Here is a 16,419-nt window from a genome sequence, read left to right as displayed (position 1 = left end):
GGCGCCAGGACAGACTTATCGAGGAGCGGCCCAAGCGGCCGCTTCTTTCGTTTCTGGCCCCGCTAACATGCGGACATCAAGTGAATTTTGCTTGCCCTGTTCCGGTCTTGATGAAAACATCCGCCATCCGAATTCTGGCGCGTGACTGTCATCAATCCGTGCCAGACTTCCGGTGATCGATTGCAACAGGAGAGATAAGATGTTCAGACATTTGACGATTGGCCTTTTCAGCGCCTCGGTGCTGGCCCTGACCGCCGGAACAGCTCTGGCCGATTTCGAACTCAATATCCTGCACATCAATGACCTGCATTCCCGCATCGAGGCCATCAGCAAATCCGATTCGACCTGCTCGGCAAAAGATGCGGCCGCCAACGAATGCTTCGGCGGCATCGCCCGCGTGAAGGCCGCCATCGATGCGCGCCGCGCAGAACTCACGGGCAAGAACGTGCTGACACTCGACGCTGGCGACCAGTTCCAGGGCTCGCTCTTCTACACCACCTACAAGAGCGCCCCGATTGCCGACTTCATGAACGGCATCGGCTTCGACGCCATGGCCATCGGCAACCACGAATTCGATGACGGCCCGGAAGAGCTGGCGAAGTTCATCGACGCGCTGAAATTCCCGATGATCTCCGGCAACACGCTGGCTGGCCTCAACTCTCCGGTCGCCGACAAGTTCAAGCCCTACATCGTCAAGGAATTCGGCGAGGAGAAGGTCGCGATTGTCTCGGTCCTCGCAACCGACACGGATGAGACCTCCTCGCCTGGCGACACCATCCTTTTTGCCGACGAGATCGGCTATCTGAAGGAAGCCGTGGCCGAAATCGAAGGCCAGGGCATCGACAAGATCGTGCTGCTCTCGCATGTCGGCTACGTCAAGGATCAGGAAATCGCGGCAGCCGTTGACGGCATCGACGTGATCGTCGGCGGCCACAGCCATACGCTTTTGTCCAATACCGACGAGAAGGCAGCGGGCCCCTACCCGACCCTGGTGAAGAACCCGTCCGGCGCGGATGTGCCGATCGTCCAGGCCTATGCCTATTCCAAGTATCTCGGCGACCTGACGGTCGTTTTTGATGATGCAGGCGTCGTCAAGACCGCGACTGGCGAACCGAAGCTGCTCGACGCCTCCGTGACCCCGGATGAAGGCTTCGTCGCCAAGGTGGCCGAACTCGGTGGCCCGATCGAGGAGTTGAAACTGAAGGAGATCGGCGAGAGCGCCGAAGCCATCGACGGCTCGCGTGAAACCTGCCGTGCAGTTGAATGCACCATGGGCAATCTGGTGGCGGACGCCATGGTCGATCGCTTGAGCGATCAGGGCATCACCATCGCCATCCAGAATGGCGGCGGTCTGCGCGCGTCGATCGACGCCGGCACCGTCACCATGGGCGAGGTCCTCACTGTCCTTCCCTTCCAGAACACGCTTGCCTCCTTCCAGCTCAAGGGCTCCGACATCGTGGCCGCCCTCGAGAACGGCGTGAGCCAGGTCGAGGAAGCGGCCGGCCGTTTCCCGCAGGTATCCGGTCTGAAATACACCGCCGACCTGACCAAGCCGGCCGGCAGCCGCATCTCCTCCGTCGAGGTCAAGGAAGGTGACGCCTTCGTCGCCATTGACCCCGAGAAGGTCTACGGCGTGGCCACCAACAACTATATGCGCACCGGTGGTGATGGCTATGGCGTGTTCGAGAGCGGCGGACAGAACGCTTACGATTTCGGCCCGGGCCTCGAAACTGTCGTGGCCGACTACATCGCCAAGAACAGCCCCTACAGGCCTTACACCGACGGTCGCATCACCGTGATCTCCGCGACGGCACCGCCGGCAGGCGACACGACCACGCCGGCAACCGAAGCGCCCGCTCAGGCTCCGGCAGCAACCGAGGCTCCGGCTGCCGCAGAAGCTCCGGCGGCAACCGCCGCGGATGCGGCCATGGCGACTGCCGAAACCGTCTACAAGGTGGTTGCCGGCGACAGCCTCTGGAAGATCGCCGAGGCCACCTATGGTGACGGCATGATGTGGAGCAAGATCGCCGAGGCGAACACGCTGCGCAATCCGAACGTGCTCTCGATCGGCCGGGAATTGCAGCTTCCGCCGAAGTAAGACCGTTTGACGCATGACAAAAGTCGGTCCGGGCTTCCCCGGGCCGGCTTTTGCTTTTATCAGATGATCTCAACTGGCCTTCGCCACGTATCGGTCGAGATCTCATCACCAGGATATCAAGATGAATGTAATGCCTGCCCATTGGCCCTCCGACCATCCGCCCGTCAATTTCGGCAAGGTCGGCGTCCTGCTCGTCAACCTTGGAACGCCCGATGGCACGGACTACAAGTCCATGCGCCGCTATCTCGAGGAATTCCTGACGGATAAGCGCGTCATCGAGTGGTCACGGTGGTTCTGGTACCCCATTCTGTACGGGATTGTTCTCAACCGACGCCCACAGAAGGTCGGCAAGGCCTATGAAGAGATCTGGAACAAGGATCTCGACGAAAGCTACCTGCGCACCTACACCCGCAGCCAGGCGGAAAAGCTCGCGGTTGCCTTGAAGGATCTGCCGAACGTGCATGTCGATTGGGCCATGCGCTACGGCCAGCCGGCGATCCAGGCGAAGATGAACGAGATGCAGAAGGCGGGTTGCGAGAAGATTCTCGTCTATCCGCTCTACCCACACTATGCGGCGGCAACCACGGCGACCGTCAACGATGAAGCCTTCAAGGCGCTGTTGAAGATGCGCTGGCAGCCGGCTTTGCGCACCGTGCCGCAATATGCCGATGATCCGGTCTACATTGCCGCCCTTGCCAACTCCATCAACCAGCATCTGGCGACCCTCGACTGGGAGCCTGAACTGGTGATCACCTCCTATCACGGCATTCCGAAGTCCTACTTCATGAAGGGCGACCCCTATCACTGCCAGTGTCACAAGACGACGCGTCTCTTGCGCGAGCATCTCGGCTGGGAGAAGGAAAAGCTGATGGTGACCTTCCAGTCGCGTTTCGGGCCCGAGGAATGGCTGCAGCCCTATACCGACAAGACGGTCGAAAAGCTGGCCCAGGAAGGCGTCAAGCGCATCGCCATCATGAACCCGGGCTTCGTCTCCGACTGTTTGGAAACACTGGAGGAAATCGCTGGCGAAGCCGGCGAGGACTTCCTGCACAATGGCGGCGAGAAGTTCACCCACATTCCCTGCCTGAACGACAGCGACGACGGCATGCGCGTGATCGAGAACGTCGTCCGCCGGGAGCTCCAGGGTTGGGCCTGAAGCTCAATAGGCTAAGCTACATGCAACATGACCAAGGGACTGCCGGAAGGCGGTCCTTTTTTCATTTATATCAATGTCACTTCGCGTCGCATCGTGCCTTCCGGAGGGGCAATTGAGCTACGGTAGCGGTACAACCGAGACGGCGAACACGCATGGCGAGCCAATGAGAAAAAGCCCAATCTTCGGTACATATGCCCAACTTTGATGCATCTTTTCATTTGCTTAGCGTGTCGAGCTCCGAAACAACACAACCGAAAAGACAACCTCAAGCTGCCCACAAGCGCAAATCCGAGACGGAAAAGCCTACTTAAATCATTGGATTTAATTACAATTCTAGATAGGCAATTTCTTATATTAATGGTCCGTTTAGTAATGATCCCTAGAATTAGGGGGAGTTGAAGGAGACCATCATGAAATTCGTCACGACAGCATTGGCATCGACGTTCATCGTCGCGTCACTCGCCACTGCCCATGCAGAACCGGCCCAGCCTGATATCGCCAAGCTCGTCTCGCCCGAGCTCATCAAGCAGATCCAGGAATTCGTGTCCGCCGAGATTGTCACCGTATCGGTCGAGGCACAGAACGCTCGGCTCACAGACCTGTCCCAGGACAAGATCGACGAGCTGGACAATCAATGGAAGGCCGAGCGCGAGGCAGCCGACAAGCCGCTGATCGCCGCGACGCTCTCCAGCCCGCTCTCCGTCTATCTCGCCCGCATCCAGGGTAAATCGCTCGGCCTCTATCCTGAAATCTTCGTGATGGACAAGAACGGCCTGAATGTCGGCCAGAGCTCGATCACCAGCGACTTCTGGCAGGGCGACGAGGCCAAGTTCCAGAAGACCTATGACGTCTCGGAGGACGCGATCTTCATCGATGAAGCCGAGTGGGACGACGACATGAAGATCTGGCGAAACCAGGTGAGCCTGACGCTGGTCGACAGCGCCAAGAAGAAGATTGGTGCCGTTACCGTCGAACTCAACCTGACGGAACTCGAGCGCCGGGCGCTGGCCGGCAGCTGATCCCTCGACACGACCCCATGATGGCGGCCGTCCTGTAAACCATGATCCAATTCGACCCCGACCGGGACAGGATTTTACTATGCTCAAGAATTTATCCGTAAGCGCCAAAGGCTTTCTCGCTTTCGGACTCCTCGCCGCCATCGCGATCGCAGCCTCGACCTTCATGCACAATCGCACCATTATGGCCCGTGAACAGGTCGCGGAAACCGCGACGATGAATCGCGCCGTTGCGGTGATCGAAGAATTCTCCGCCGATCTCTATGTTGCGGACCTCAAGCTGAAGACCTTCCTGTTGACCGGCAACCGCGACTACGCAGCTGGCGCAGAAGAGATGGCTGCGGAAATGAGCGCGGACCGTCCCAACATCGAAACAATGCTGTCGGCATCGGCACCTGCAGAACTTACGAAGTTCAGGGACGCGGTGGTTGCCTTCGACGCGTGGAAGACAAACTTCATGGACCGCCAGATCCTCTTGATGCGCGACCCGGAAACGGTTGAACTTGCCCGCGCCATGGAAGTAACTGGTGAAGGAGAGGCTCTAGTCCAGGCCTTCGAAGTGCGAATCCGCGAGATCAAGTCTTCTCTCTCGGCGCGTGCCGTCACCGCGGGTGAAAACCAGACAGCAGCCCTCTCGCTTGTGGAAACGGTCAGCCTCGCCGCTTCGATCATCGTCGGCATCGCTGCTGCTCTCCTCGGCTTCCTGAACTTCCAACTTGTTTCTCGTCCGCTCGGCAAGCTCGCCGACAACACGACGCGCCTCGCAAACGGCGACCTCGACGTCACGATCGATCAGGGTGGCAAGGACGAAATCGGGCGCATGGCCGCCGCGATGCAGATCTTCCGTGAGGCAGCGATCGCCAACAAGCGACTGGAAGCCGAGGCCGACGGTAACCGTCGTCAGGCAGAGGCCGATCGCATCGCGACCCAGCAGCGTGCCGAAGCTGATGCCGCCGAACGTCTGCGCATCGCCACGTCGGGCCTGGCTGCCGGTCTGAAGCGCCTCGCCGCCGGCGATCTCGCATTCCAGATCAACGAAGCCTTCGCCCCTGATTTCGAGGCACTCCGCCACGACTTCAACCAGTCTATCCGCCAGCTGAACCAGACCATGGCCTCGATCAACAACAGCGTCGCGACCATGGAGACCGGCACCCGCGAGATCGCCTCCGGGACCGATCATCTGTCGAAGCGCACCGAGCAGCAGGCAGCCGCCCTTGAGCAGACGGCAGCCGCAGTCGAAGAGATCACCGCCAACGTCGTCAATTCAAGCAAGCGGACCGAAGAGGCCCGCGGTGTGGCGGCACATGCCAACACCTCCGCCAACCAGTCGTCGGAAGTCGTTTCCCGCGCCGAAGAAGCCATGCGCCGGATTGAAAACTCCTCGCAGCAGATCTCGAACATCATCGGCGTCATCGACGAGATCGCCTTCCAGACGAACCTGCTCGCCCTGAATGCTGGCGTCGAGGCAGCACGTGCCGGTGAAGCCGGCAAGGGCTTTGCAGTCGTCGCCCAGGAAGTTCGCGAGCTCGCCCAGCGTTCTGCCAATGCTGCGAAGGAGATCAAGGCTCTCATCCAGAACTCCTCGACCGAGGTTGCTGGCGGCGTGGATCTCGTCCGCAAGACCGGCGAAGCGCTGCGCACCATCGGCGGCTTCATCACCGAGATGAACACCCACATGGATGCGATTGCCCTTTCCGCCAAGGAACAGGCGACCGGCCTTTCGGAAGTCAACCATGCGGTCAACTCGATGGACCAGACGACCCAGCAGAACGCCGCCATGGTCGAGGAATCCAACGCGGCCTCCGGCGCGCTTGCGAGCGAAGCCGCAAAGCTCCGCGAACTGATCTCGCACTTCAGCATCGACGGCGTGCAGCAAACCCAGGCATCGGCGCTGCGCGAAACGGCCCGTGCGATGGCACAACCCACGGCATCGCCCAGCCGCGCTCCTGCACCGCGTGCGGCCGAGCCTGCCCGGCGCGCCGCCCCGGCGCCACGCAGCCACGGCAACGCGGCAGTGGCCCAGGACAACTGGGAAGAGTTTTAAGCTCAGGTCGATCAGCCTGAAAACCGAGGCGGCGGGAGAAATCCCGCCGCTTTTCTTTTTCTCGCGGCCCACCAGTCTGGATGGTAAACCACGTCGTGTGTGACCGCGATCCCTTGCATTTACCCTGTCACGCCACGATGTTAGACCAAAGGGGCGCAATTTCCGTTTGCGCCAATGCTGGAGGAATTCATGCCCGTTACCGGTCCGGACATCGTCGTCATCGCACTCGTACTGCTTGTGATCCTGGTCCTCTTTGCCGGCATCAAGACCGTACCGCAGGGCTTCCGCTACACGATCGAGCGTTTCGGCCGCTACACGCGCACGCTGGAGCCGGGCCTTAACCTGATCATCCCGTTCTTTGAGCGGATCGGCGCGAAGATGAACGTCATGGAGCAGGTACTCGATGTGCCGACCCAGGAAGTCATCACCAAGGACAATGCCTCGGTTTCTGCCGATGCTGTCGCCTTCTATCAGGTGCTGAACGCTGCAGAAGCCGCCTATCAGGTCTCGAACCTCGAAAATGCCATCCTGAACCTGACGATGACCAATATCCGCTCGGTCATGGGCTCGATGGATCTCGATGAACTGCTTTCCAACCGCGAGGTCATCAACGACCGCCTGCTGCGCGTTGTCGACGAGGCCGTCCGCCCCTGGGGCATCAAGGTCACGCGCGTCGAGATCAAGGATATCCAGCCGCCGGCCGACCTGGTGGACGCCATGGGCCGCCAGATGAAGGCCGAGCGCGAGAAGCGCGCCCAGGTCCTGGAAGCCGAAGGCTTCCGCAATGCCCAGATCCTGAGGGCCGAAGGCGCCAAGCAGGCCGCCATCCTTCAGGCAGAAGGCGAGCGTGAGGCAGCCTACCGCGAGGCCGAGGCCCGTGAGCGTCTGGCGGAAGCCGAAGCCAAGGCCACCCGCCTCGTCTCGGAAGCAATCGCCGCCGGCGACGTCAACGCCATCAATTACTTCGTCGCCCAAAAATACACAGAGGCAATGGCCGCGATCGGCACCTCCAGCAATTCCAAGGTGGTTCTGATGCCGATGGAAGCGACGTCGCTGATCGGCTCGCTCGGCGGCATCGGCGCGATTGCGCGCGAGGTCTTCGGCGACGACAAGCGCCCGGCACCGACGCGCCCGACCGCCGCGCCGCGCACCACGCCGCCGATCAGTTCCTTCAACCCGAACGGCGAGTGATCGCCATGCTGGCGCGGATCATCGCCGAACTCGGCCCCTGGAGCTGGTGGGTCCTCGGCATGCTGCTGCTTGCGGCCGAACTGGTCATGCCCGGCGTCTTCCTGGTCTGGATCGGCCTCGGCGCCATCCTGACAGGTGTGCTGTCGCTGCTGCTTTGGGATACGGGCTTCTGGTCGTGGCAAATCCAGTCGCTGGTCTTTGCGGCAAGCGCCGTCGCTTTCACGCTTGCCGGTCGCCGTCTCTTCACCCGCCTCGAGACGTCGAGCGACGAACCACTCCTCAATCAGCGTGGCGCAAGCCTCGTCGGCCGCACCGCCGTGCTCGCCGAGCCCATCCGCGAGGGCCGTGGCCGCATCCGGCTGGACGACACCTTCTGGCTGGTCTCCGGCCCGGACCTGCCCAGCGGCGCCCGCGTGCGGATCGTCTCAAGCGACGGTCGCGATCTGACAGTGGAAGAGGCTTGAGCCGGGCCACGCTTGAATGCGCGGCAAAGCATGGCATAGTGGGTCCATGACAATCGAACTCGACATCACGCCGGATCTCGCAGCCAGGATCGATGCGCTTGCCGCGCGCGCGGGCGTATCGCGTTCAAGGATCATCCAGGATGCCCTGGAGCAGGGTCACTCGATTGCCTGGCAGGAGCACTTCATCGGCAAAGTTAAGGCTGCAATCGAAGCAGCCGATCGGGGTGACTTCGCGTCTGAGGCGGAAATAGACCGGGTATTGAACAAGTATCGGCCCGGCTAATGCTGGTGGTCTGGACACTTCCAGCGATCCAAGATCTGGAAGCGATCCAGGATTACATTGCAGACAGGCGACCAGCGGCAGCCACACGTCTGGCCAAAAGGATCTTCGATCAAACGAAGGCGCTCTTGGCTAAAAATCCGAACGTCGGCCGCCTAGGCAGGGTGAGCGGCACACGGGAACTCGTGGTTTCCCGCACACCCTACATCGTCGTTTACAGAGTGGGCGCGCGCGTGGAAATCCTGGCGATCATTCATGGCGCACGAGATTGGCCTGAGAGCTTCTCTTGAGGCCCGCTCAGGCGACCCCGATCCTCAGCAGATCGTGGAAGTGGATGAGGCCGACGGGCGTGTTCTCGTCATCGACGACGATCAGCGCACCTATGCCATGTTTGTTGATCATCGCCGCGGCGGTCGTCGCGAGGGCGTCGCCCTTGATGACCTTCGGATTGCGGGTCATCACGTCCTCGACGTCAAGGATAGACAGATCCCGGGCGAGATTACGCGCCATGTCGCCTTCCGTTACGATGCCGCAGAGCTTGCCGGCGTCGTCCACGATGCCCACACAGCCAAAATGCTTGTGAGACAGGGTCTTGACCGCCTCGGGCATGGGCGTACCGAGCGCCACCAGCGGCAGGCGCTCGCCGGTATGCATGATGTCGCGCACATGGGTGAGCGCCGCACCGAGCTTGCCGCCCGGATGGAAGGTACGGAAGTCCGACGGCGAAAACCCGCGGGCTTCGAGAAGGGCAATCGCAATCGCATCGCCGATGGCAAGCTGCAGCACTGCCGAGGTCGTCGGTGCGAGCCCGTGCGGGCAGGCCTCCTGAACCTTCGGCATCAGAAGCACGACATCCGCATTGCGGGCGAGCGTGGAATTTTCACCCGCCGTAATGGCAATGAGCGGGATCGAGAAACGGCGCGAGAAGCTCAGAATGCCCTGAAGTTCCGTCGTTTCGCCCCCCCAGGAGATCGCCAGGATCGCATCATCCTGCGCGATCATGCCGAGATCGCCATGATTGGCTTCGGACGGATGGACAAAGAAGGCTGGCGTGCCGGTCGAGGCGAAGGTGGCGGCGATCTTCGAACCGATATGGCCACTCTTGCCGACCCCGGTCACAATCACGCGACCGCCGATCCCGCCGATCGTCTTCACCGCATTGCAAAAGGGTGCGGCCAAGGGACCGGCCAAGGCCTCTTCGAGGACACGAAGCCCCTCCCGCTCGGTCGAGATGACGCGAAGAGCGGATTCGGTGGCACTGGCTTCAACGAGATTGACTGCGCGCTTGATCATGTCGTCCCATACTGCGTTTGTCGGCTGCTGTAAATTCTCGTGGTGCATGCCGCATCTTCGGCAACGCCTGCCTGATCGCCATTCACCGGCGAAACCAAACATTAACCACCAGGCTTTACGATTGGGTAAGCATTACAGATCGCCGGGCGCAAGCATGACTTCAGTCGAAAATCGGGACACGCGCGGCGCACGCCGCCTGGGACTGCGCGCTTTCGCCGGCGCACTCGCGCTGTCGGCACTCGTGCACCCGTCATTGGTCGCAGCCCAAGAGACCCGCCCCACGCCGCAATCCTCGACAGGCGCTGCGACGAGCGGTACGCCAACGCCCGGCATCGGCGCGGCAGGCATCGCGACGCGCGCGGACGAGATGTCGACATCAGCGCCCGCAGTGGCGAGCGATCCGACCACGACGGCCACGATTGCCCCGAACACATTCCCGGTGGACCCGCTTGCTGATCCCGATGTCTTGCCGCTGGACGACGACATCGGCCGCCAGAACCTGCGCGAGACCCGCCTCGACGACCCGACGGCCGCCCGAATTCGCCGCGATGCCCTGGACGCCGAAGACGGCACCGGCATTCGCCTTGGCAGCATGATCCTTCGGCCGTCGATCAGCCAGAAACTGGGCACCGAGCGGGAGAAGTCCGGCGACGTCAAAACCAACCGCACATTCTCGGAAACCGGATTGAAAGGTACTTTGACCTCGGACTGGTCGCGACATGAGCTGAATGTCGGAGCCGAAGGCGCATGGCAGGAAACGCTGTCCGGCACGGACAACGACAAGCCTCGCGCCAATATCGACGCGCGCCTGCGTCTCGATCTCGCCGACGACACCATCGCGACGCTTTCCGGATCCTACAATTTCAGCCGCGAGGATAGCGACGACCCGAACGCCGTATCCGGCGCCAGGGTCCAGTCGGGCGTCCACCAGTTCGGGACCGGCCTGTCGGTCGAACGCGACTTCGGTGTGATCCGCGGCTCGATCGCCGGCGATTTCACCCGCTTTCAATATTCGGATGCCAAGCTGTCCAATGGCAGCATCCTCGAACGCAGCGATCGCGACCGCAATCGCTATACGCTCAGCAGCCGCCTCGGATACGAGATCTCGCCTGCCCTCACCCCCTTCATCGAAGGCACGGTCGGGCGGATCGACTATGACGAAGCCGTCGATTCGTCCGGATACCGGCGCTCGGCGGATCTCTATGGCGCCAAGGCCGGGGTGGCCGTCGATCTGGGAGAGAAGCTGCGCGGCGAAATCGCCCTCGGCTACGAACACCAAACCTTCGAGGACGCGCGTCTGGCGGAGCTGTCAGCGATGACGGTGGATGGCAACATCTTCTGGTCGCCGCAGGACGGCACCAGCATCGACCTCTCGCTCGACACCAGCATCGATCCATCGACCACCGCCGGTGTCAACGGCGCAACGATCCACCGCGTCACCGCTGCGCTGTCCCACGACCTGCGCACGAACCTCGTGGCGCGCTTGACCGGCGGGACAACCTTCACGAACTACGACGGGAATGCGAGTGCGAGCGATACGACCGCTTATCTTGCGGGCGCCGGCCTGACGTGGAAGGTCAATCGCTATCTCGATGCGACGGCAGATCTCGCTTACGAGCGGACGAACTACAAGACCGGCACCGACAACAGCACGGTGACGGCATTGGTAGGCCTGACCGCCAAGCGCTGAGCCCGGCGGTCAGGGTTTCATTTCACTTCAGCGCGGCGAGCAGCGCCTTCAACTGGTCCTCGATGGCCGGACGAATGTCGGCGCGCTCGATGGCAAAGGCGACATTGGCCAGGATGAAGCCGTCCTTGGAACCGCAGTCGAAGGTCTGGCCCTTGAAGTGGTAACCGGCAAACGGCTGGTCATTGGCGAGCTTCAGCATGCCGTCGGTCAACTGGATCTCGTTGCCGGCGCCACGTTCCTGGGTCGACAGGATCTCGAAGATCTCAGGCTGCAGGATGTAGCGGCCGTTGATGAAGAAGTTGGAAGGTGCCGTGCCCTTGGCAGGCTTCTCGACCATTTGCGTGATCTTGAAGCCGCCTTCGAGCGCGTCACCGACGCCAACGATGCCGTATTTGTGGGCCTGATCCGGCGCACATTCCTCGACCGCCACAATGTTGCCGCCGGTCTTTTCATAAAGTTCGACCATGCCCTTGAGGCAGGCCTTTTCGCCGCGCATAATCATGTCAGGCAGGAGAAGGGCGAAAGGTTCATGCCCCACGATGTCACGAGCACACCAGACGGCATGTCCGAGACCCAGCGGCTCCTGTTGCCGCGTAAAGCTGGTCTGACCCGCTGTCGGCTGGAGTTCGTCGAGCATTGAAAGTTCGGCGTTCTTGTTGCGGGCCTTCAGGGTCTGTTCGAGTTCGAACTGGATGTCGAAGTAGTCCTCGATGACCGCCTTGCCGCGGCCGGTCACGAAAACGAAGTGCTCGATCCCGGCTTCGATGGCCTCGTCAACCACATACTGGATGACAGGCTTGTCGACGACGGTGAGCATTTCTTTCGGGACCGCCTTGGTGGCGGGGAGAAAACGCGTACCGAGACCGGCCACGGGAAAAACGGCTTTACGGAGCTTTTTAGTCTGAACCACTCATTCCTCCTCGAGGATCTAAATCGATTAACGTCTTCATAACGCAGTCACGCCCAGTAACATACAATTGCTTCAAAATGGCAAAGACAAAGCTTGGGCGGACAACATGGTAAAGGGTTTGTTGACTGAACAGCATTAACCTGTGGTGAACAGCCTTGTTCCGGCTGCCAACACGAGAATGCACGGGAGATGCCCATGAAAAGACACCGCCCCAGCCTGCTCGGCGCCATTGCCCTGACGCTGACGACAGCGCTCATGCCCATGGAAGCCTTCGCGGACGCCGGTTTCCAGAAGTGGATCCGCGACTTTTATCCTGTCGCCGCCAAGGCCGGCATCACGGAGCGGACCTATCGCCAGGCGTTCAACGGCGTGACCGAGCCAGACCAGTTCGTGCTGGAAAAGGCGGCCTATCAGCCGGAGTTCAAGCACCAGATCTGGGATTACCTCGACAGCCGCGTGAACCCGTACACGGTCAAGGTCGGTCAGGAGATGCTGGCCAAGCACGGGCGCCTGCTGACAGCCTTGGAAAACCACTTCGGCGTCGACAAGCACGTGCTGCTTGCGATCTGGTCGATGGAATCAAATTATGGCGCAGCTCTCGAGCGTCCGGACCGCCTGCACAATGTGCCGCGTTCGCTGGCCACGCTTGCCTATGCCGACCGCAAGCGCGCAAAGTTTGCCCGCACACAGCTGATTGCCGCGCTCAAGATGCTGCAGAACGGCGACGTGACCAACAAGAACCTGATGGGCTCCTGGGCCGGCGCCATGGGCCACACCCAGTTCATTCCGACAAGCTACCTGCTCTACGGCATCGACGCCGACGGCAACGGCGACAAGGACATCTGGCATTCGATTCCCGATGCACTCGCCACCGCCGCCAATCTGCTTGCCAAGAATGACTGGCAGACCGGCCGCACCTGGGGCTACGAGATCGCCGTCCCGAGAGGGGGCAACAAATATGCTGGCCAGACCAAGACGGTGGCCCAGTGGCAGGCGCTGGGCTTCGCCCGTCCATCCGGCAAGGGTTTCAGGAACGGCAGCGAACGCGCCGAGCTCAAGATGCTCGGTGGCGCCAACGGCCCGGGCTTCCTGATGACCAAGAACTTCTTCGTCATCAAGCGCTACAATGCCGCTGACAGCTACGCCCTGGGCGTTGGCCTGCTGGCGGACGAGATTGCCGGCTATGGCGGCATGCAGCAGCGCTGGCCGCGCCCCGACGGTTCGCTCGACGTCAAGGAAAAGTTCGAGCTCCAGACCCGTCTTCAGGCGCTTGGCTATTACGATGGCAAGATCGACGGCAATTTCGGCTCAGGCTCGAAGGCGGCTATCACCGCCATCCAGCAGCGGCTCGGCATGTCCGTGGACGGCCAGCCGTCACGCGTCCTGCTCGACAAGCTGCGTAACTGATACGGGTCCGCAGCAAGCGCACCTGTTGACTTGGCATCCGCCGCGCTCCAGAAACAAGAGAGCGCGGCGGATGCATTTTGAGCCTGCCGCCTTCGCCCATGGAGTGTGACTTGACGAGCCCGCGCGGAACCTTCGCCCGCCTCATGACGCTCGGTCTGGCGCTGACAGTCGTCGCGACCGCATTCATCACCACGTCTGCCGAAGCCCAGCAGCCGGAACGCCGCCGCACTCTCCTCGACCTGCTCTTCGGCGAACGCCAGCCGACCTATGTGCCGCCACAAAACGTCCAGCGGCCGCGGGAAACCAATACCCGCAAGAAGACCAGTGGCAGCGTCACCACGATCAACACCCGGCCGCAATCGACCCGCGCGGTCGCAGCACCCCCGCCGCCGCCAAAGCTCGACAATGCAAAGACGGTCCTCGTCCTCGGAGACTTCGTTGCAAGCGCACTCGGCGACGGTTTGAAGACCGCCTTCGAGGACTCACCCGGCGTCGTTGTAGAGAACCGCGCCAATGGATCCTCCGGCCTGGTGCGTGATGATTTCTACGATTGGCCGGGCCAGTTGCCAGCACTCGTCAGCGATCTCAAACCGAGCGTCGTGGTCATCCAGATCGGCGCCAACGACCGCCAGCAACTGGTAACCCCGACCGGCCGCCTCGACTTCCGGACCGATCCCTGGTTCACCGCCTATGGCGACCGGGTCGCGCGCCTGGCGAGCGTCGCTGCGGAAACGCGTGTCCCGATCATCTGGGTCGGGCTGCCGGCCTTCCGCCCGCAAAACATGACTGCGGACGCCCTGCGCCTCAACACCATCTATCGATCGAGCATCGAGAAGGTGAACGGCGAATTCGTCGATATCTGGGAAGGATTCGTCGACCAGGAAGGGCGCTTCATCGTCACCGGCTCCGACATCAATGGCCAGCCGGTCCGACTGCGCGGCAATGACGGCATCGGCTTTACCGGCCCAGGCAAACGCAAGCTCGCTTTCTATGTCGAAAAATCCGTACGCCGCTATCTCGGCGACATGACGAGCCCGGATCTCGTCCGCCTCGACGCCAGCAATCTGCCCGAGCTGGTGACCCTGTCGCCATCGGAGAACAAGGCGATCGTCACCACCCCGCCGATCGATCTGTTCGACCCTGAGCTCGACGGCGCCGACGAACTGCTGGGCGGAACCGTGCCGGCCTCCTCGACCTTCCCGACACCGCGCGACCAGCTCGTCCAAAACGGTCGCCTGCCGGATCCTCCGGCCGGGCGGGTGGACTATGTCAAGCGGCCAGCTGAGTCGACACCTTCAGCCTCCCCCACACCGGTCATTGCGACACCCTGATCGCGTCAATACATCCAACGCAAAAGGGGCCGTTCGAAAGCGGCCCCTTTTTAAACTATCTCGACTTTGCCGAGGATCAGCGCGGCAGCACGCTCTCACCCATCAGCGCCTCGTCGATGGCGCGCGCGGCCTGGCGTCCTTCGCGGATCGCCCAGACGACCAGCGACTGGCCGCGACGGGCGTCACCTGCGACCCAGACCTTGTCGACCGACGAACGATAATCCTTGTCGTTGGCAACGACATTGGTCGAGCCGCGACGGTCGGTATTGAGTTCGAGCTTGCCGTCGAGATCCTTCAGCACGCTGTCGGTGAACGGACCGGAGAAGCCGATGGCGATGAAGGCGAGATCGGCCTTGATGATGAACTCGGTGCCCGGGATCGGCTTGCGGCGCTCGTCGACCTGGCAGCACTTCACGCCGGTCAGCACGCCGTCTTCGCCGACGAATTCGAGCGTTGCCACCTGGAATTCGCGGTTGGCACCTTCGGCCTGGCTGGACGAGGTGCGCATCTTGGTCGCCCAGAAAGGCCAGATCGCAAGCTTGTCTTCCGTCTGCGGCGGACGCGGGCGGATGTCGAGCTGGGTCACCTTGACGGCGCCCTGGCGGAAGGCCGTGCCGACGCAGTCAGACGCCGTATCACCACCACCGACGACAACGACATGCTTGCCACCGGCGAGGATCGGATCGGCCGGCCAGCCGATGCTGTCGATGTTTTCGCGACCAACGCGGCGGTTCTGCTGCACGAGATAGGGCATGGCATCATGCACGCCATGGAACTCGACGCCGGGAATGCCGGCCTCGCGCGGCGTTTCCGAACCACCGCAATACAGGACTGCGTCATAGTCCGCGCGCAGCTTCTCGACGGTCACGTCAACACCGACGTTGACGCCGCAATGGAAGGTGACATTTTCGCCCTGCATCTGCTCGACGCGGCGATCGATGAAGTTCTTTTCCATCTTGAAGTCCGGAATGCCGTAGCGCAACAAGCCGCCGGGCTTCGACTCGCGCTCATAGACATGCACCTCATGCCCCGCGCGGCCGAGCTGCTGGGCAGCGGCGAGACCCGACGGGCCGGAGCCGATGATTGCGACCTTCTTGCCGGTATGGATGGTCGCCGGCTGCGGCACGATGAAGCCGAGTTCATAGGCCTTGTCGGCAATCGCCTGCTCAACGGTCTTGATCGCGACCGGCGTATCCTCGAGGTTCAGCGTGCAGGCTTCCTCGCAAGGAGCCGGGCAAACGCGACCCGTGAATTCAGGGAAGTTGTTCGTCGAGTGGAGGTTGCGGATCGCCTCCTCCCACTTGTTGTTATAGACGAGGTCGTTCCAATCAGGGATCTGGTTATGCACCGGACAGCCGGTCGGACCATGGCAATAGGGAATGCCGCAATCCATGCAGCGTGCCGCCTGCTTCGTCACCTCGGCATCCGACATGGGGATCGTGAATTCGCGGAAATGGCGGATGCGGTCGGAGGCCGGCTGATACTTCGCCACCTGCCGGTCGATTTCCATGAAACCTGTAACCTTGCCCATATTCTTTC

At 61.6% G+C, this 16,419-nt stretch carries 14 protein-coding genes; 11 read left to right on the top strand and 3 right to left on the bottom strand.

Translation table 11 applies throughout. The features are described 5' to 3' along the window. Window positions 1–199 precede the first annotated feature (199 nt). From IP85_RS03240 to IP85_RS03205, 8 genes are all read left to right on the top strand, one after another. A complete protein-coding gene (locus IP85_RS03240; protein ID WP_054148230.1) occupies window positions 200–2,098 on the top strand; it encodes a 5'-nucleotidase C-terminal domain-containing protein in 1,899 nt (632 codons plus the stop codon). A 121-nt stretch (window positions 2,099–2,219) separates the two neighbouring features. Next, window positions 2,220–3,254: a ferrochelatase gene (hemH, locus tag IP85_RS03235; RefSeq protein ID WP_054148229.1), complete on the top strand. Its 1,035-nt coding sequence runs from the start codon at window positions 2,220–2,222 to the stop codon at window positions 3,252–3,254. Window positions 3,255–3,664: 410 nt separating this feature from the next. Continuing rightward, the gene (locus tag IP85_RS03230) at window positions 3,665–4,273 is read left to right on the top strand and encodes a hypothetical protein (RefSeq protein WP_054148228.1); all 609 of its coding nucleotides are present in this window, start codon (window positions 3,665–3,667) and stop codon (window positions 4,271–4,273) included. A gap of 79 nt (window positions 4,274–4,352) precedes the next feature. Next, window positions 4,353–6,314, top strand: a complete 1,962-nt coding sequence (locus IP85_RS03225) for a HAMP domain-containing methyl-accepting chemotaxis protein (RefSeq protein ID WP_054148227.1) — start codon at window positions 4,353–4,355, stop codon at window positions 6,312–6,314. A 189-nt stretch (window positions 6,315–6,503) separates the two neighbouring features. Further along, a complete protein-coding gene (locus tag IP85_RS03220; protein ID WP_054148514.1) occupies window positions 6,504–7,505 on the top strand; it encodes an SPFH domain-containing protein in 1,002 nt (333 codons plus the stop codon). A 5-nt stretch (window positions 7,506–7,510) separates the two neighbouring features. Then, window positions 7,511–7,969: an NfeD family protein gene (locus IP85_RS03215; RefSeq protein WP_054148513.1), complete on the top strand. Its 459-nt coding sequence runs from the start codon at window positions 7,511–7,513 to the stop codon at window positions 7,967–7,969. A gap of 46 nt (window positions 7,970–8,015) precedes the next feature. Beyond that, window positions 8,016–8,252 (top strand): ribbon-helix-helix protein, CopG family, encoded by a 237-nt coding sequence (locus IP85_RS03210; RefSeq protein ID WP_054148226.1) that lies wholly within the window; start codon window positions 8,016–8,018, stop codon window positions 8,250–8,252. After that, window positions 8,252–8,539, top strand: coding sequence for a type II toxin-antitoxin system RelE/ParE family toxin (locus IP85_RS03205; RefSeq protein WP_054148225.1), 288 nt, complete (start codon window positions 8,252–8,254; stop codon window positions 8,537–8,539). The genes IP85_RS03210 and IP85_RS03205 overlap by 1 nt, the downstream gene beginning before the upstream one ends. Window positions 8,540–8,546: 7 nt before the next feature. Here IP85_RS03205 and IP85_RS03200 read toward each other — a convergent pair whose 3' ends face one another. Further along, on the bottom strand, window positions 8,547–9,542 hold the full coding sequence (locus IP85_RS03200) for a KpsF/GutQ family sugar-phosphate isomerase (RefSeq protein ID WP_054148224.1): 996 nt from the start codon (window positions 9,540–9,542) through the stop codon (window positions 8,547–8,549). 154 nt (window positions 9,543–9,696) lie between these two features. On the opposite strand from IP85_RS03200, the gene IP85_RS03195 reads away from it, so the two are divergent. Further along, window positions 9,697–11,232, top strand: a complete 1,536-nt coding sequence (locus tag IP85_RS03195) for an outer membrane beta-barrel protein (protein WP_054148223.1) — start codon at window positions 9,697–9,699, stop codon at window positions 11,230–11,232. A 22-nt stretch (window positions 11,233–11,254) separates the two neighbouring features. On the opposite strand, the gene galU is transcribed toward IP85_RS03195, so the two are convergent. Continuing rightward, the gene (galU, locus tag IP85_RS03190; RefSeq protein WP_054148222.1) at window positions 11,255–12,142 is read right to left on the bottom strand and encodes a UTP--glucose-1-phosphate uridylyltransferase GalU; all 888 of its coding nucleotides are present in this window, start codon (window positions 12,140–12,142) and stop codon (window positions 11,255–11,257) included. A gap of 195 nt (window positions 12,143–12,337) precedes the next feature. Between galU and IP85_RS03185 the strand changes: the two genes are divergently transcribed. Then, a complete protein-coding gene (locus IP85_RS03185; protein WP_054148221.1) occupies window positions 12,338–13,549 on the top strand; it encodes a lytic murein transglycosylase in 1,212 nt (403 codons plus the stop codon). A 110-nt stretch (window positions 13,550–13,659) separates the two neighbouring features. Continuing rightward, on the top strand, window positions 13,660–14,880 hold the full coding sequence (locus IP85_RS03180; protein ID WP_082347566.1) for a DUF459 domain-containing protein: 1,221 nt from the start codon (window positions 13,660–13,662) through the stop codon (window positions 14,878–14,880). A gap of 76 nt (window positions 14,881–14,956) precedes the next feature. Here the strand turns inward: IP85_RS03180 and IP85_RS03175 are convergent, their stop codons facing one another. Next, window positions 14,957–16,411 carry a glutamate synthase subunit beta gene (locus IP85_RS03175; protein WP_054148220.1) on the bottom strand — a complete coding sequence of 485 codons (1,455 nt, stop codon included), beginning with the start codon at window positions 16,409–16,411 and terminating at the stop codon, window positions 14,957–14,959. Window positions 16,412–16,419 lie beyond the last annotated feature (8 nt).

Source organism: Rhizobium sp. AAP116 (genome assembly GCF_001295785.1).
GTDB lineage: Bacteria > Pseudomonadota > Alphaproteobacteria > Rhizobiales > Rhizobiaceae > Allorhizobium.
The sequence above is the reverse complement of the archived record's forward strand: the minus strand, read 5'-3'. Positions and strand labels throughout refer to the sequence as shown.